At 45.9% G+C, this 17,627-nt stretch carries 13 protein-coding genes; 2 read left to right on the plus strand and 11 right to left on the minus strand.

Translation table 11 applies throughout. From position 1 onward, the window contains the following. Positions 1–41 precede the first annotated feature (41 nt). The 10 genes from CPIN_RS27310 to CPIN_RS27355 form a co-directional block, all read right to left on the minus strand. The gene (locus CPIN_RS27310; protein ID WP_187294698.1) at positions 42–1,163 is read right to left on the minus strand and encodes a glycoside hydrolase family 76 protein; all 1,122 of its coding nucleotides are present in this window, start codon (positions 1,161–1,163) and stop codon (positions 42–44) included. 38 nt (positions 1,164–1,201) lie between these two features. Continuing rightward, positions 1,202–3,001: a RagB/SusD family nutrient uptake outer membrane protein gene (locus tag CPIN_RS27315; protein WP_012793116.1), complete on the minus strand. Its 1,800-nt coding sequence runs from the start codon at positions 2,999–3,001 to the stop codon at positions 1,202–1,204. Between the two features lie 18 nt (positions 3,002–3,019). Next, entirely contained in the window at positions 3,020–6,397 is a 3,378-nt protein-coding gene (locus tag CPIN_RS27320) for a SusC/RagA family TonB-linked outer membrane protein (protein ID WP_148230652.1), read from the minus strand. A gap of 101 nt (positions 6,398–6,498) precedes the next feature. Then, on the minus strand, positions 6,499–7,434 hold the full coding sequence (locus CPIN_RS37115) for a FecR family protein (protein WP_012793118.1): 936 nt from the start codon (positions 7,432–7,434) through the stop codon (positions 6,499–6,501). A 232-nt stretch (positions 7,435–7,666) separates the two neighbouring features. Further along, positions 7,667–8,260, minus strand: coding sequence for an RNA polymerase sigma factor (locus CPIN_RS27330; protein ID WP_012793119.1), 594 nt, complete (start codon positions 8,258–8,260; stop codon positions 7,667–7,669). Positions 8,261–8,321: 61 nt separating this feature from the next. Then, positions 8,322–9,314 carry an MBL fold metallo-hydrolase gene (locus CPIN_RS27335; RefSeq protein ID WP_012793120.1) on the minus strand — a complete coding sequence of 331 codons (993 nt, stop codon included), beginning with the start codon at positions 9,312–9,314 and terminating at the stop codon, positions 8,322–8,324. Between the two features lie 46 nt (positions 9,315–9,360). Then, positions 9,361–10,434, minus strand: coding sequence for a serine hydrolase domain-containing protein (locus CPIN_RS27340; RefSeq protein WP_012793121.1), 1,074 nt, complete (start codon positions 10,432–10,434; stop codon positions 9,361–9,363). Positions 10,435–10,443: 9 nt separating this feature from the next. Next, positions 10,444–11,571, minus strand: coding sequence for a lactonase family protein (locus tag CPIN_RS27345; RefSeq protein ID WP_012793122.1), 1,128 nt, complete (start codon positions 11,569–11,571; stop codon positions 10,444–10,446). Between the two features lie 19 nt (positions 11,572–11,590). Beyond that, a complete protein-coding gene (locus CPIN_RS27350; protein WP_012793123.1) occupies positions 11,591–13,144 on the minus strand; it encodes a M1 family metallopeptidase in 1,554 nt (517 codons plus the stop codon). A gap of 21 nt (positions 13,145–13,165) precedes the next feature. Continuing rightward, positions 13,166–13,588, minus strand: a complete 423-nt coding sequence (locus tag CPIN_RS27355) for a secondary thiamine-phosphate synthase enzyme YjbQ (protein WP_012793124.1) — start codon at positions 13,586–13,588, stop codon at positions 13,166–13,168. Positions 13,589–13,711: 123 nt separating this feature from the next. Here CPIN_RS27355 and CPIN_RS27360 point away from each other — a divergent pair, with 123 nt between their 5' ends. Continuing rightward, complete coding sequence (locus tag CPIN_RS27360; protein WP_012793125.1) at positions 13,712–14,557, plus strand: universal stress protein; 846 nt, start codon at positions 13,712–13,714, stop codon at positions 14,555–14,557. Between the two features lie 107 nt (positions 14,558–14,664). Continuing rightward, complete coding sequence (locus CPIN_RS27365; RefSeq protein WP_012793126.1) at positions 14,665–15,879, plus strand: PAS domain S-box protein; 1,215 nt, start codon at positions 14,665–14,667, stop codon at positions 15,877–15,879. 55 nt (positions 15,880–15,934) lie between these two features. Here CPIN_RS27365 and CPIN_RS27370 read toward each other — a convergent pair whose 3' ends face one another. Then, the gene (locus tag CPIN_RS27370) at positions 15,935–17,605 is read right to left on the minus strand and encodes a RagB/SusD family nutrient uptake outer membrane protein (protein WP_044222632.1); all 1,671 of its coding nucleotides are present in this window, start codon (positions 17,603–17,605) and stop codon (positions 15,935–15,937) included. Positions 17,606–17,627 lie beyond the last annotated feature (22 nt).

Here is a 17,627-nt window from a genome sequence, read left to right on the forward strand (position 1 = left end):
ACGTGTGATGCACCCTGGAATAGAGACATATAGGATATGGATTACTTCTCTGGTGGACAAACCTGCATGAACTCAACAGCGCTGCTGGCTTCGTAGGACTGTACGATCCCTGTCGGACAAGGTATCTTATAGTTCCTGTGCATGATCCCCCTCGCAGCATCCCTGTTACCCCATGCCATATTAATATTCTTTCTGATCCATGGCAGATATTGCGGCTGATTGGCGTCTTTCACCAATGTCAGCAGATAATGTGCCAGGATCGCCTTTAATACGCCCTGTTCATTCCAGTCTCCCTCTGCCGGCAGAATGCCATCAGCGTCAGACATTTTCTGCTGCGTATAGTCAGCTCCTTTCTTCGCATTATCGAGATAAGATTGCTGACCGGTCGCCTTATACAGCATCACCGCAGCGCCGATGAAAGTACCCTGGTTATAGGTATAATCAGACCAGCCTTTGTTACCCCTGATATTGTTATCAGCGGCGCGGCCGGTTGTACTGTCAGTCAGATTCGCCAGCGACCAGCTATACAGGTCTTTCGCCTTGTCAAGATATGCAGTCTCCTTCGTAATATTATACAAAGTCATCGCAGCAATAACTGTCGGGAAATTAATACAGGAATTCTTACCTGTATGATTGAAATCCCACCACATACCACCATGTTCCTTGTCATAAGACTCCTGGTATACATACTGGAATCCTTCTATAGAACGGGTCAGATACTCCTGGTTACCGGTAATCTGATGTGCGTGTGCCAGTGAAATGATCCACCACATCATATCATCATAAATAAACCATACCACTTTGTTACGCCAGTTATACTTGTCATAACGGTTGTAACCTCCCTGGTACAGATCATCGATCATCCTGCGATGTGCCGCATCTCCCGTACGCTTGTAAGTATCCATGATCAGATCCCAGTACACCGCCTGTGTCCAGATGGCGCCGATATCTTTTTTTTCTGTATTGGAATAATACAGTTTGTCCGTCGTACTATAGAAGTACTGATTGAACGTGTTAAATGCAGCCGTAGCATCTTTCGATGTAAAAGATACAGGCGGCAGCACAGGTGGCTCTTCATTAACCGGCCCCCGTGGGTTGCTCTTGCTACAGGAAATGCTTATCAGCAAAACCGTAGCCGTCAGCAGACAGGTGAGACGCTTCATAATAGTCGTATATGTTAGCATGATAGAAAACTTTGTAATTACCAGCCTGGATTCTGTACTAACTGTTTATCATTGTTAACATCATCGGTAGGAATCGGGAAGAAATAATGACGCTTGTTAAACACACGGGTTTCAAACACCACTACCTTCAGGAAATCCGGTAAATCGCTGGCGATATTCAGTCCGTACATCGGTCCGTTCTGTGTTTGCTCCCCGATCTTCCAACGACGTACATCGAAGAAACGATTGTTCTCGAATGCCATCTCTATCTTGCGCTCTTTACGGATCGCTTCACGCAATGCATCCTGTCCTGCAGGCGCTGGCAGTGATTCAGAACCGTATTGTGGTATGCCTGCTCTCTCACGGATCAGGTTAAGGTATCTTAGTGCTTCTGCGCTACCTGGCTCTGCTTCATTAAGACACTCTGCATAACTCAGATATATTTCCGCCAGACGTAAAAGGATAACAGAACGATTGTCTACATCCCATTTACCAGTACCCATCGCCTTACGTACAATATAACCGGTTGGAGAATAGTCTCCTCCACCTGTCTGTTTACCGGAGTTTCCCGTGTTGTACAAACGTGTTGTGATCTCCCCAAAAGAGGTATTGAGCCAGGTACTGCCATCAAAAGTTATATTTACATAAAAACGCGGCTCCCTGTCTACCCATTGATTATACACCTCAATCGGATGTGTATCATAAGGGGTCTGGAACTGGGAATAGCCGGTCTTTACATAACCTGATTGTGGATCATCAATATTTCTGCCATTCTTCATAAAAAAGGCATCCACCATGTTCTGCGTAGCACCCAGGCCACCACTTCCTTTTACATCACGCGAAGCGGAGCCGGCATGATAAGGCGTCAGTTCATATTGTCTCGGACCAATAGAGCTACCTGGTCGTGCCAGGATCACTTCCTTGTTCCAGTCCTTCAGGATTACATTACGACAAGACAGATATGGGCTATAATTTCCGCTGGCATCATTTTCCCTGTACAGTTCATAAGTGCCTGGAACAAAGGTGCTCAGGAAACTCTGATAAGCATCCGCAGCTACCTTCCACTTATTGGCATCATAGGTCTGACTGATCAGGTGTTTACCATCTTTATTAACCATATCCGCCAGATCGGTATTACCGTTGTATAATGGACTCGCCGCATACATCAATGCATTTGCACGGAAAGCCATCGCCACACCTTTGGTAATACGGCCATAGTCTTCTGTTCTACCCTGTATAGTTGGCAGGTCTGTCGCGGCTTTTTCCAGTTCACTGGTAATAAAAGCAACACACTCATCAAAAGAATTACGTGGTAACTGGATATTCATATCGACAGAAGGCACCTGATCCCCCAGTATCACTACTGGTCCATAAATACGGATCAGGTAGAAATAATACATCGCTCTCAACGCTCTCGCTTCTGCTTTATATCTTTTGATCAGATCGGGTGAAAGGTCTGTGATCTTATCTGCATTCTCCATGAACACACTGGCGCCACGGATACCACGGTAAAAATTACGCCAGTAGTCACCTACAAAACCGGAATTCGCATCCCAGTTACCAATATTGATATCATTGGACCTTACAAAGCTCCATAAAAATTCAGCTTCATCACAGCCGCCGGTCCATACCCCGCGGTTGCTTTCAGAACCTGCATCACGCTGACCGTATTCGTCCGGGACGCGACGATACACGTCCGCCAGAAAACGCTCTGCGGTTGCCCAGGTCCTGAAAGTTTCATCAATAGTAAGCCTATCATCAGGTACCTGATCCAGGTACTTTGAGCAGGAAGTGGACATGAGTGCCAAAACGAGGAATGTATATACTAGCTTTTTCATGATCAGTTTCTTGTAACGTTAGAATTTCAGATTCATACCCAGGGAAATAGTCCTGATGTTCGGATAAGCGGAACCATTGTCTGTGTTCAATTCAGGGTCCCACAGTTTGAATTTGCTGAAAGTAAGTAGATTAATGCCCTGCAAATAAACAGAGGCAGCGCGGATACCTGTTCTGCCCATCATCGCTGCCGGGAAGTTATACGCCAGCTGTGCCGATTTAAGACGCACAAAGCTCACGTCTTTAATCCACCAGGAGCTTGCTTGCGTATTATTGATATTCTCAGATTCTCCATAAGCAAGTCTCGGATAAAATGCATTCGGGTTCGGATTGTCTACCGTCCATCTGTCAGTAGCGATCGCATAAGCATTGGTTACACCACCTCCACCGTTAAATGGTACAATTCCGGAACCTCTCAGCATTCTATCTGCATCCGAAATACCCTGGAACAATAAACCAAAGCTGAAGCCTTTATAACCCAGGTCGAAACCGAAACCATATACCGTGCTTGGTACATCGCCACGACCGATCTTCGTTACATCATAATTATTAATGAGACCATCTCCATTCAGGTCTTTATACTTGATATCACCTGGTTTAACTTTAGATCTATCTCCAGGTACTGCACTCTTATTTACTTCATCTTCGCTTCCAAATAATCCTTCAGCGATATAACCGTAACGCGCCAGCACGTTGTTTCCTCTGTGCTCCATCCATGGATAATTCTGCGGCGGACGATCATCTTCTATCAGCTTATCTTTTGTATAGGTGATATTACCTCTCAGTTTTAAGTCTACTGCTCCAAAACGTGTGCTGTATTCGAGTGTTGCATCAAAACCTTTGTTATCCACGATACCCAGGTTAGCATATGGTTGATTCTGCAGCCCCATAAAGTCTACGCTTGAAGCGCGTTGCAAAAAGATACCGGTACGGTGTTCCTTGAACAGATCAACAATAACAGACAACTGATCATTCAAGGTGCGGAACTCAATGCCCAAGTCCTGCTTGTTAGACACAGACCATTTTACATTTGTTGCATAACGGTCAATATTGATACCACCTACAAACTGTGGCACCTGACCATATTTATAAGCATCGTTGTAAGTATTCAGATTCGTGATATACAGGAATCGGTCGCCTGCGCTACCCAAACCAGTATTACCATTTGAATAACGGAATTTCAGGAAGTTGATCGCATTTTTCAATGGTTCAAAGAATTTCTCTTCGGATGCGATCCAGCCTATACCTACTGCAGGGAAGAAACCAAAACGGTTACCAGGTGCAAACAGTTCAGAACCATTATAACCTGCATTCAGTTCAACGAAATATTTGTCTGAGTAAGAATAGGTCACTCTACCTGCAAGCCCCAGTGAACGCTCAGGGATAGAGCTGATGAAATCTCCTGCCAGTGCGTTCGTTCTATCGCTTGAATAGAACAATGCCAGGCCACCCACGCGATGTTTACCAAAGCTTCTGTCATAGTTCAGCGATGCCTCTGTATAGAACTTACGGCTGGTCTGACGACTGCCAGGACTATTATCAAATCCCAGGTACTGGTTACCGGTGTATGTTTTCACCAGGTTCAGTGAACCATCCGGTTTGTAAGGATTGGTCTGGTCAGGATAATAAGTATCCTCTCTCTTTGAACGGATAATGTTGTTCTGGTTGTAAGAATCAAACGCGAACATCACACTAGCTTTCAAACCCCTGGTCAGTGCGTCCATATCCTGGGTAGCTCTGATGTTGGAATAAAGCTGATTGCGGAACTCGTTGGTATAACCTCTGCGGGTGAGATCGGCATAAGGGTTACGGAAACCTCCGTTTGATGATTGGCCGGGTACGAAGCCGCCTGGATACATGATCGGATATGCGACAGGAGCAGCGTCCATTGCACTCTGGAAAATGTCTCCGGATGATATACCGGGATAGTTACCATTGGAAAAATATCCCTGTAAACCTACATCCAGTTTTGTTGTTTTAGTAACACGCAGATTCAGGTTACTGGTGAAGTTATACCTGTTATACTTCAGGGATGAATTGTACTTTGCCAGGTCATCCGTCTTCAGGAAACCTGATTCATTGTAATAACCCAGGGACACATAATATTGTGCATTCTCCACACCACCACTCGCATTCAGGTTCGTGCTGCGGGTATGGCCGTATTTATTGAATACAGCGTCCATCCAGTCTACATTCGGATACAACAAAGGATCTTTTCCGCTGATGGTGTTCTGAATATATTCTTCAGAATATTTAGGATTCTGATTACGGGTAGTCAACGCTTCATTTGCGAGACGCATATAAGAGATACCGTCCAGCATTTCCGGACGACGGGTAAATGTATTTACACCCTCATTATAATCCAGATATATCTGTGGTTTACCTACTTTACCTGTTTTTGTTTTGATGAGAATAACACCATTTGCACCACGTACACCATATACCGCTGTACCGGCAGCATCTTTCAGTACGGTGAATGATTCTACATCTTCCGGAGAGATGTTATTGATAGAACGTTCCACACCATCTACCAGTACCAGCGGACCGGAATTATTACCATTACCGAAAGTGGAGATACCACGTATCCACAGATCGGCAGCGCCTCTACCCGGCTCACCGGAACGTTGTACGCCTACCACACCGGCGATACGACCTGCCAGCATCGTACTGATATTAGCCGTAGGTTGTTTGAATTCCGCAGGTTTGATCTCGGACTGCGCACCTACCAGGCTTACCCTGCGCTGCGTACCGAAACCTACAACGGCAACCTCACCGAGGGACTTGCTCGCTATTTTCATATGTACCTCTACGCTCGTCTGTGTACCGACAGTAACAGCAGCGGTTTCATAACCGATAAAGCTGAAGCCGATCACCGCATCACGTGATTGTACGATCAGTTTAAATTTACCGTCAGCACCGGTAGACGTCATCGTGCTGGTTCCACGTACAGCTACGCTTACACCCGGCATAGGATTACCGCTTTCATCCTTCACCACGCCTGACACAACGATGTCTTCGCGGATACTCTTAGGAGCATTAGCAGACGCGTTGTTATTAGCCTTGCTGATAACAACCACATTATTTACTTCTTCAAAACCTAATTGCTTATTACGCAGCAGCTGCTCCAATACTATGTCCAGTCTTTCATTAGAGAAAGAACAGTCGGACACAGGGAATGATCTTAACAGTTGTTTGTCGTACGCAAAAGCGACTTTGGTGGAGGAGTGCAGATCTTGTATCGCTGACTCCAGTGATCCGCTTTTCAGCCGGATCGTAACGTTGGTTTCTTTCAGGATTTGCCCTTTACCTGCATATACCGGCAGGAAAAGAGACGCACTGAGTACTAGAAAGACGATGGACAGTGCCCGTCTTCTGAAGGTCGTGGCAATTTTTTTCATACGTAGTTTTGGCATTAGAGTGTTACGTTAGTTGGAACTCACGTCACAGTGGTTGCTTACAGTTTTTGCTTTGTGATTTTTGCTGATGCTGATCGCTTTTTTTATTCATAGAGTGTGACCTCGTGGCCGGTCACTTTTATTTTCAGATGGTGGATGGCTGCCAGTACTTCCGCGGCTTTCACAGGTTCCATAGCGGTCGACAATTCGGTAGTATACCTCGTCTCCCGTATGCGCTGTACAGCTGTTGTCAGAGTAATACCGTAGTTTTTCTGCATCAGGACAACCATATCTTCAAAGGAGGCGTCATTCAGCACTAATGTGCCCTGCTGCCATCCCAGCAGACTGTTATCCAGCGGATCTACAGAAACGGTACCCTGCTGTCGGTCATAGGTCAGTGCTTCATTTTTTACTAATATGTCGGCTTTGTTATTTTCCCTTGCTACACTTACTTTACCGTCCGTTACGGCTACGCTCATTCTGTTCAGGGATTTATAGGCGCTGACATTAAAAGAGGTACCGAGTACCGTCGTGGTCAGCGGACCGCTCTCCACAATAAAGGGTATATCCGGGTTCCCTTTTACATCAAAAAAGACCTCACCGTCCACGATGTTCAGTCTTCTTTCCCGGTCCATATTTTCCGGTATACGGACGGTAGAGCCGGCATTCAGCATCAGGCTGGAGCCATCTGCCAGCTGGATGGTCTTTTTCTGACCAATAGCGGTGGTAACGGTGATATAGGCTGATCCGTACGACTTCCTGGTCAGCAGATAGCCTGTAATGCCTCCTGCAAGCAGTAAAGCGACCGCTGCAGCTGCAGCCAGGTTTCTTTTCAGATAATGTACCTTACGTGTACGGATCTCTGGCTGTATCTTACCCCAGATCTCCTGCCGGATATGCTCTTCTTCCGTGGAACTTAATGATGTTACAGGCTCATTGTCAAAGGATTGATACCAATTTTCAATAACGTTGTTTTCCTTTTCCTTCGCCTGCCCCAACAGATATTGCCGGAGTATGCGTTTCAGTTTCTCAGTTTCCAAAATGTGGACGTTTTAATAGCTTATCCGAAAAAAAGGGGTTTGGTACTAGCCTCCCGAAAAAAAAAATTTTCCGGCGATAAAAAAGAGAGAAAATAGTCTGGCTATAGTTAGACTATACTCATCCTGCGTTAATGCTACCTTCAAAAGCCAACACGAACGGAGGATAACTATAGCCTAACTATAGATTAACACCTACAACATTACAAATCAATACATTATAAGAGGAAACGGGTTATTTCAGATGGCAGAAAATATAAGCCACAATAAACGCCCAATCGCCTGAGGAGCTATTTTTCAGCGAATTACGCATCCTGCGCAGGGCCTCGGTCAGTTGGTTTTTGACCGTTTGTTCAGAAAGATTCAGTTTACGGGCTATTTCAGCAATGGAAAGGTCTTCTTCCCGGCTCATCCGGAAAATCTGCTGCATACGGGCAGGCAATTGCGCCACGACTGCGGCAATCTTAGCAGTTAATTCTTTTGTTTCCAGTCTGTCAGTAGATTCCTGGCTATCCAGTACGTCAAAGAGGGCCAGTTTTTTGATTTCTGCCGTACTAAAGGCATAGTGACTGATCACCCGGTATTTGATAGCGGCGTGCAGGTATTTTGCGAATTCTCCTTCCTTAAATACAGGTATTTCCTGGCGTCTGCGCCAAAGGCTCAGCATCACCTCCTGTACGAGGTCTTTTGCATCGTCTGCATCGACCCGCTGGCAGGCCCTGGTATAGAGTGATTTCCAGTATCGGTTGTACAGGGTCTCGAAAGCAGCGGTATCATCTCCTTTAAGCAGCTGTAGCAAGTCCCCGTCACTGATATGCTTTTCGAACATCTTGAACTTCGTGAGCCGTAAAGAAAGTGCGAATTACTTAACAAAACAAGTGCATAGGGTATTAGATTGGTAATTTTTCTCCGATCTTCCTGCTTTCCAGGCGTCCATCTATCGACCTCTGCCCATCCAGTTCATGTAAAACAGCAATCGGATCTCCCATCGGTTCATCAGCCAGGTCAAAGGTGCCATAGTGCATCGGAATCATCACTCGGGCGTGCATATCGTTTGCACCCTTTACCGCATTGGCAGGGGAAACATGGCTTGGGGACATAAACCATTCAGGCTTGTAAGCGCCAATACCTATAATACAATAATCTATTTCGGGAAATATCCGGCCCACATCCGCAAAGTGACTGCCATAGCCGGAATCAGCTGCAAAATAAATAGTCTTTCCGCCAGCCTGTAATACAAAAGCGCCCCATAACTGTGCATTTTCATCCCGCAATCCTCTTTTCGTCCAGTGACGGGCAGGCAGATAATAAATACGGATGCGTTCGTCGGTATGATATTGCTGATACCAGCCTGCCGTCTGGATCTTTTCACTACCGGTGAAACGGGATAAAAGCCCCTCCATTTTCAAACCGCTCAGATAGGTTGTAGCAGGATTTTGTTTAGCGACCAGCTGCAGACTGTGTTTATCACAATGATCCAGGTGATTATGCGATATCAGCACATAATCCAGTCCGGTTAAATGACCGGGATCAATGGGAAACGGTACGCATCTTTTTATCAGGGGAATATTATAAAAAACGGGATCGATCAATATATTCACACCACCCAGGCGAATGAAGAAAGTCGCATGTCCCAGCCACACAATACAATCCTCTGCAGAATGAATGAACGAGTCATCATGATCAACGGGTGGGTTCCATACTTCTGCCTGTTTGGCTGCTTTCTGCGGATTACGCTGGAACTTCCATTTCAACAGTTCCATCAGGGAATAATGGTGCGGAAATTCATAGTTGACAAATCTGCCGTGATCATCGACAGGTGTTCCTTTCCATTCAAAAGGTAATTGCATGCCGGGCAAAGCCGGATTCAGGACATATTCCATAGCTGCTATTGATTCGTATCATATCAAATATACGCTTTCGCAGCCGTTATCTGCCATAACGCTGCCGCAGCTCTTCCAGCAGTGCAGCAATCCCTTCCTGTGTTGCAGCAGCGGCTGCATTGGTAAAAATGATATATGCCCTGTCTGCCTCCCGGATCACCTGTACCTTCGTAATAAATGCACCCGCATTCCCCTCGTTTGTGGCAATATGATGCCCGGTCTCTTTATCCGTCACATTAAACCAGCCATAAGAGAACGCCGGCATCCCATACAACAACTGCTCAAAAGTCTTTTTGGGCAACAGCTCACTCTTTCCCTTCAACCCTTTTAATTGTAATTGTATAAAATGGATATACTGTTCCAGCGACACATTGATATTCCCTGCCGCCAGCAGCCAGTTCATTTTATAGTTCTCCGCCGGTCCTAATGGTCGCAGCTGATCATCATGGCCCCAGGGCTGCGTAGTATCTATCAGGTTCGGATAATCAAAGCGAAAATCGATATCCAGCTGTTTACCCAGATCTGCTACCAGCTCCCTATAGGACTTACCTGAAGCCTTTTCCAGCATCAGTCCGGCCATAATATAATCTACATTGGAAGGTGTCAGTCCGCTGGCATCCGGTTTCATCGGTTCCTGGGTCAGAAAGTTGGCGGCCAGCTGTTTCCGCTGACTGGCATAATCACCGTGCAGGTCGCGAAAGGTAGGTGTAGACGTTGTATAGCTATACCCCTGCACCCTTCCCCGGAAAGTCAGGAGATTTGCCAGCGTAACCGTATCATATACATAACGCGTACGCCAGCGTAACTCAGGAAATAATGTCAGGAAAGTCGTATTCCAGGCAATCTTCTTTTCCTTCACCAGCATCGCTGCAATAAAAGCGGTGACGGCTTTGGTATTTGATCCGATATGAAAACGATCTCCTGGTTTTACTGCAAGGTCCGTATCCAACCGTCTTACACCCATCGTATTACAGGCCAGTACACTATCCGAAGCAACAACGGCAAAAGCCAGTGCAGGAATCTTGTGTTGCTGACGCACACTATCAGCGAAAGTAACAATAGACTGTGCGCGGACAATTACCGGTAATAAAAGAAAAACAAAAGGAAAGAGGCGTTTCATGTAAAGGGATCAGTTATGGTATGTTTTTATCTGTAAACTGGAAGGACCTGTCATCTTTACTTTAACACCGGTATAGGTCAGGCGGCCGGTCTGTATATTCCTGCGGAATACGACCACGTCGCCACTGATCTGATTTGCCACCAGTAAAAATTTACCGGAAGGATCGATCAGGAAATTACGTGGGTGCTCTCCTAAAGTTGACTGATACGCCACAAAGGTAAGACGCCCGTCATCACCAATACGATAAATAGCAATATTATTTTCATCGCCCCGGTTAGACGCATACAAAAAACGTCCGTCCGGCGCAATATGTATATCCGCGCTGTTGTAAAAACCATACGGTTCCTTACCATGCGTCATCAGGCGCTGGATACTATCCAGTTGTCCGTCTGCATAACGATACGCGCTTACGGCACCCGCCATTTCCTCTATACAATAAGCATATTTACCGTTGGGATGAAAGGTAAAATGACGTGGTCCGCTGCCAGGCACGGCACGTACAGAACTATCCGGTTGCAAAGGTTGTGATTGTGCAGCCTCAAAACGGTAACGCCTGATTTTATCCGCGCCCAGATCAGGGGAAAAGACATAGCGATCATCCGGAGAAAATACGGTGGAATGGATATGTGCAGTTTTTTGTCTGCCGGTATCAATACTATGATCCGTAAACGGGATTACTTTTACCGCAGGTGCAATCGTCCCATCTGCCTTTAGAGGAAACACAGCGATACTACCTCCCGTATAATTCCCGTTCACCAGCCAGGCCCCGCTTTTATCTGTTGTCAGATAGACAGGATTTTCTCCACCGCTATCCTGTTTACTCAGTAAAGTGATCTTTTGCTGCTGCCTGTCAAACGTGTAACTACTCACACTTCCCATACCAGGCGTACGGGTTTCACTACAGGCGTAAATATATTGCCCATCCCGGGAAAGAATGAGATAAGAAGGATTCAGGATGGCGGAATACGTACATACTTTAGTCAGCTGACCGGTCTGCATATTCATCCGGTAGATATAAATACCGTCTTTATCCTTCGCCCCATTATAAGAACCAACAAATAAATAAGTATCCTGGCTATAGGAAAGAAGATGGGTAAACATTGCCAGTAATAGCAGCAGTGTGGAACGTTTCAGCAAGATGCACGTGATTTATGGGTCAGGAATTGAATAATAAATTGGTTTCCGGGTCGAGCTGTATTTGCTGTCCCGCGGGTACGGGTAACACCGTCACACGATCTTTAATCGTAATACGCTGTAACGCCGGATTACCTTCTACCCTGTATTCCAAGGGGAAAGTAAACAGGTGCTCCTGTTGTTGCTCAACGACCAGCGTATTCGGCTCCGTACCCTTGTGTACGGACAATACCGGCACCCCCGGCGTATACAACCATTGCTGGAAAAAAGCACCCAGATCCTGTCCGCTGGCCTTTTCCATTTCCTTTTTAAAATCTTCCGTATTGGCATTACGGCCATTATAAGCCGCGAAATAAGCGCGCACACCTTTCCAGAAAAGGCTATCTCCTACCTGACGACGCAGCATATGTAACACCCAGCCACCTTTCTGATAACTGTTCGCGTTCAGCAACTGCATATAGCCACCCTGGCGGGAAGTATCAACAACAGGCGTATGTCTGCGTTCAGCAAAAGCCACGACCCTTTTACGGTCTGCCCGCAAACCGGCATGCAGCGTATCGACGCCATATTGCTGTTCCATGTAGACATTCGTCATATAAGTAGCAAAACCTTCACTCAGCCATACATGCTCCCAGCTGGTCTCCGTCACCGCATCGCCAAACCACTGGTGAGCGATTTCATGTGCTATCAGACTTTCCAGCGATTTCAGTCCTACAGACTCTTCCTCATAAAATATTGCGCCGGCATTCTCCATCCCGCCAAACATCGTCCTTGATTGTACATTCGCCAGTTTCTTATAGGCAAATGGTCCCAGTCTGTTGATGAAAAAACGCAGTACATCTACGGCAATTGCATAGTCTTTAAACCCCCTTTCCTTATTCTCAGGAAATACATAACTATATACCGGAATACCATCTGCATCACCAGGATGATCAATGGCAAAATCAGCCACGCCTACCGCAAACACCTTGGTCGGCAATACAACGGTCTCCTTATAATGCGTCCTTTTCAGTTTCCCGGGCAAACGCACTTCTTCCGTTTTTAATCCGTTCGCAACTAAGGAATAATGCGCAGGTGCTGTTACAGTAATATCGACAGCCGCTTTATCAGAAGGATGATCTATACAGGGTAACCAGTAGTGTGCCCTGTTGGGCCAGTTATCCGTAAAAAAAGTACGCTTGCCAAACATATTATGGGAAATGATCAGCCCATTCTTTGGAATACCGCTATAAACGATCCGATAAGTATGCGTCTCCCCTTTCTTTACCTGGATATTCAGCCTGAGGTGCTGGTCATTTTGCCTGAAAGGGATACGCACCTTTCCTTCTGTTACAGCGGATACGGCCATACCGGTATCTTTTGTACTACGTCCTACCAGGTCCAGCAGCAATTCGGAAGCATTTTCCTTAAAACGTACAGTGATACCCGTGACACCTTGTATTTTATCGGTCTTGTCGTTTAATATAAGGGATATATCGTAGTGTTGTACATCTGCCTTAATATCCTGTGCAATGGCCGCAACACCCGTTCCCAACAATAGCGGCAGAGCCGCCAACAGCTTTTTATAAATATTCATATGATATCTGTAGCTTTTCTGTTATTCTCCCCAGACGGTGATTACCAGTCTTCTGTTACCGCCATAATTACGATGCTCGCAGAGATAAATTCCCTGCCAGGTGCCAAAGGCAAAGTTACCATTGCGGACAGGTATCATCACAGACGAACCCAACATCGCAGCCTTGAGATGTGCAGGCATGTCATCCGGACCTTCATCATCATGTTCATAATCAGGATCGTTTTCAGGCACTGCTTTGCTGAAATACATTTCAAAATCCTTTCTCACTGTCGGATCGGCATTTTCGTTGATCGTCAGCGAGGCCGAAGTGTGCTGAATGAATACCTGGCACATACCCACCCGGATGTCCCGGAGCTGCGGAATAACCTGTAAAACCTCTGCGGTTATCAAGTGAAATCCTCTCCTTCTTTGCTGTAATACCAACGATTCCTGGAATATCTTCATATCTTAAACTTTATGTATCCGGACCTTGTTGTTTATTCCACAGAAAACGCCGGATACTGGTATATTTTTTTCAGATTTAAGCAGGACAAACTTAACTTAGTATAAGAGAAAAATGAAATCGTTATGAAAACATTACTGATTCCCGTTGATTTCTCCGCTACCTCTGACAATGCAGTGAATTTTGCCATCGAATGGGCCAGAGCCTACAGCTATAACCGGATTATCCTGCTCAAAACTTTCTACGATACTGTATTCGATCATATTGTTGTTTCTGCGGAATACGCCCCTGTAAGCCCTCATTATATGGCCAGGGAACGCGAGGAAGCTGCACACCGGATGGAAAACCTGTCCAGGGAAATCGCTATCAAAACACGCGGTGTAGACGTCATTTCCATGGTCAGCGAAGCGCCTTTACTGCGTGCCATTATGGAAGTAGTCCGTGAAGAATCTCCCGAGCTCATCGTCCTGGGTAGTGACAACTACCGCTATTCCAGCGGCAGTTTCATTGCCGGCAACCTGATCTCCATCGCAAAAGCCAGTCCGGTAAGGGTACTCATTGTACCGTCTACTTACCAGTACCAGCGCGTAGAGAAAATACTGGTACCGGCGGACTACAAAACACTTGACTCCCTGGACAAAGTGCGTAATCTGCAGATACCGCCGCAATGGAAAGATAGTAAACTACTGGTACTCAATGTCGATCCGAAAGAACGTTACCTGAATCCCGACGATCACCTTAAAGCAGCCGAACAACACGTACACGAACGCCTGAAAGACTACCCGCACGACATCTGCTACAGCAACGACAAAAACATCATCAACGGTATACTGAGTTTCACACAACGCACCCCCGTCCAGTTGATCATCTCCTTGCCCGGCAAACATAGCTTTCTTTATTATCTGACACATAAAAGCATTTCCGACGCCATCTGTCGTAACGCACAGGAACCTGTGCTCATCTTAAAATAGGTTTCACCCCTGAAAACAGGTATTTCCCTGCAAATAGTTACCTATTGGCGTAATAATCAATATGTTTATTTAATTAATTTGTTATCTTTTCGCTTGAATCATCCGATATGCCCACAAGCAAAAGATTATCTACAGCTACAGGTTTCTCTCTCCGGACTACCCTCCTGGGTTCGGAAGACGAGTTTTCCTTTGGGCATAGGATATTCAATATGACCTGCGTTATCACGCTCGCCATTCTTTCCACCTTCGTTTGTATCAATCTGCTGATCAAGGAGATGCAGGCCGCCCTGCTGGTAACCGGCTTACTCTGTCTGCAAATCTTCTTTTACGTCTTATCCCGCAGATTCCGCCAGTACCGCAGCATCATCGTATGGTATGTAATAGCTGTTTACGGCGGATTGATCTGTAACTATTACCTGAATGCGGGCATTAATGGTCCCAGTCTGCTACTGTTCTATACTACGTTTCAGCTGGCGCTGAATGTTTCTGCGAAGAAAAAATACATCCTCTGGATGATACTCGGTATAATCATTCCCGGTGGACTGATCTTCTCCGAGTTTTATTTTCCGGAAGCCATCGGCGGCATGTATGATAATAAACTGGATAAGACGATTGACCTGTTTGGTTGCTACCTACTTGCCTTAGTATATATTGTCTTTGCCAGTTACAGTTTTAAAAGCGAACTGGAAGCACAACACGAACGGGAGAAAAAAGGCAGCGCAGAACTGATGGAATATGGTATCCGCCTGCAGGCATTTTTTGAAAGCCTGTCCGACAATTTCATATTGCTCGACAAGGAGATGAAGGTCATCTATTTCAATAAAGCCGCCCTCGATCTTTCTATCACGGAATATGGTAAAGCATTCGAAGCTAATCAACCCATCGAACAGTACATACACGAATCCAATAAAAAATCTTTCCGCCAGGGTTTTAATACGGCCCTGTCGGGAGAGACCATCGCACTGGATTTCCGGAGGGAATATGCCGTTAAGGAAACCTGGTGGCAGATCGCATTTAATCCCGCCCGTAACGGAACGGGAGATATCATCGGCGTGACCATCGTCATGAAAGATATCACAGACGCTTATCTCTACCGGCTCAGGATAGAACGTAAGAATAACCTGTTGGAAAAGATCGCCTTCATGCAGGCCCATGAACTACGGGGACCACTGACCTCCGTACAGAGCCTTATAGAGCTTATTAAAGACGAATACGGCGATATGGACCTGATCTATACCAGGAAGCTGGAAGAAGGCTTAAACAGGCTGGATGCGAAAATAAAAGAGATTATCGCACTGTCATCGGAACACAAAAAGGAATAATACATAAAAAGAGACCGGCACACCGGTCTCTTTTTATGTAAGGGGGATGATATATTTAAAAGTTAGGATTCGTGACCGGTACACTTCCCTCTCCCGGCGGATTGATATCTGATTCATCCGCAGGTACATCCCAGTAATCCAGGAAATCATAGTTGATCAGTACATGGGTATTCACTGCACCAGCTGACGTCAGGAAAGTATTTCCATAACTACCGCCACCATTGTCTACGTCATAGGTCCATCCCCATCTCCTGCTATCATAAAAAGACAATCCCCTGAACACCAGCGCCACTCGCCTTTCCATTACCAGTTCTTTCAATGCGCCTGCCTTCGTCAATCCTGTCCCCGTTACTGCAGGAACACCTGCACCCATATAAGCCCTGACAGCATCGATCGCGGTCAATCCTTCATTGATATTTCCCAAACGAATATTCGCTTCTGCCTGCATCAGCGTATTTTCCTCATAGCTTGGTCCGATATAAAGTTCATACGCACCAGTCGTTTTCGTACCATATACATACACACCGCCGGCGCCGGCGCCACCATCTGTAATGCTATAACGACTACCAAAAGAAAGGTCATCCCGATAAGTCGTTGCCGTATTGAAATTATTGGTCAATCGCTTGTCACCCGCTTTAAAGTTCTGCACCAGGCGTTCCCCCACTTTAAACGTAGCAGCCGTATTAACACCTGTGGATAATGCCGCAACACTACCTAAAGCAGCTGTAAAGAAGCCGTTGGCGGCAGCAGATCTACCCGTAAATACGAGGTCACTATTCCGTATCCCTTTCCCGGATAAGGTCAGCACCTGGTTCCAGTCGGCAGCCGTCATCACACCTGTAGACGCCTTCCCGATCACTGCATCAGGATTCCCGTTGACAAAAGGCGCAAGTTTATTGATCAGCAGGTTCCTGGCCAGCATCGTATTGATATTCCTGATCCACATATCTGTCGTCAGCACACCACCTTTACCTACCTGACAAAATGAAGGAATCAGTTTGCCCAATACAGCATTGTAATCTTCATTACTGGCGATACCGTTTGACAAAAGACTCGCCGCCATTTGCAGATATTTATCAGACGCAGCGAGCACGGAATCCTTTAGCACATACTTATTACTACCTACCCCATCCTGGTCAACGATCAACCCTGCATAATACAGGGAACCAATGGCCGCATAAGCATAGCCTTTCCACCAATAACACCAGGCTTTCACCGTATTAGATCGTGTGGTCGCATCTCCGCTGAAAGGAATATTATCAATCAATCCCAGTACCTTATTACAAGCACCATTCATCGCATACATATTCAGCCACTGATAATACAATGGATTATACCCGGAGCCGGTCTGTGCACGGGTGTTATTGGCCCTTAACTGACTGATATTGGAAATGGAAGTGGTCACCTTGGTACTGTTATCCAGCACAAAATATTCAGGTATACTGATCGTACTGACCAGCTGATTGGAAGACTGTGCACCCACCATATCTGCCAGTAATTCCAGGTAGCCGTAAGGCAGGGAAAAGTAACTGTCTCCCAGCCATACATCTCCTTTCTGAAAACCATTTACATACACCGCACCTATTGCCAGGGAAACAAGTCCGGCTTCATTGTTCACGTTCTGATCTACCGTAGGCAGATTAGGATTTCCTACGTTCAGTTCCTTCTTACATGCACTGACACCTACTATCAACAAACCGATAATTCCGATGATATATCTCTTCATGATTGTTCTCTTTTTGGTAAAC

Origin of the sequence: Chitinophaga pinensis DSM 2588 (assembly GCF_000024005.1) — a bacterium.
Taxonomy (GTDB): Bacteria; Bacteroidota; Bacteroidia; order Chitinophagales; family Chitinophagaceae; genus Chitinophaga; species Chitinophaga pinensis.

Bases quoted from the DNA above. Each gene is read 5' to 3' on its own strand.
- CPIN_RS27355 (WP_012793124.1), bottom strand. From the start codon at position 13,588: ATGAAGATATTCCAGGAATCGTTGGTATTACAGCAAAGAAGGAGAGGA.
- CPIN_RS27310 (WP_187294698.1), bottom strand. From the start codon at position 1,163: ATGAAGCGTCTCACCTGTCTGCTGACGGCTACGGTTTTGCTGATAAGC.
- CPIN_RS27315 (WP_012793116.1), bottom strand. From the start codon at position 3,001: ATGAAAAAGCTAGTATATACATTCCTCGTTTTGGCACTCATGTCCACT.
- CPIN_RS27365 (WP_012793126.1), top strand. From the start codon at position 14,665: ATGCCCACAAGCAAAAGATTATCTACAGCTACAGGTTTCTCTCTCCGG.
- CPIN_RS27350 (WP_012793123.1), bottom strand. From the start codon at position 13,144: ATGAATATTTATAAAAAGCTGTTGGCGGCTCTGCCGCTATTGTTGGGA.
- CPIN_RS27335 (WP_012793120.1), bottom strand. From the start codon at position 9,314: ATGGAATATGTCCTGAATCCGGCTTTGCCCGGCATGCAATTACCTTTT.
- CPIN_RS27340 (WP_012793121.1), bottom strand. From the start codon at position 10,434: ATGAAACGCCTCTTTCCTTTTGTTTTTCTTTTATTACCGGTAATTGTC.
- CPIN_RS27320 (WP_148230652.1), bottom strand. From the start codon at position 6,397: ATGAAAAAAATTGCCACGACCTTCAGAAGACGGGCACTGTCCATCGTC.
- CPIN_RS27360 (WP_012793125.1), top strand. From the start codon at position 13,712: ATGAAAACATTACTGATTCCCGTTGATTTCTCCGCTACCTCTGACAAT.
- CPIN_RS27370 (WP_044222632.1), bottom strand. From the start codon at position 17,605: ATGAAGAGATATATCATCGGAATTATCGGTTTGTTGATAGTAGGTGTC.
- CPIN_RS27330 (WP_012793119.1), bottom strand. From the start codon at position 8,260: ATGTTCGAAAAGCATATCAGTGACGGGGACTTGCTACAGCTGCTTAAA.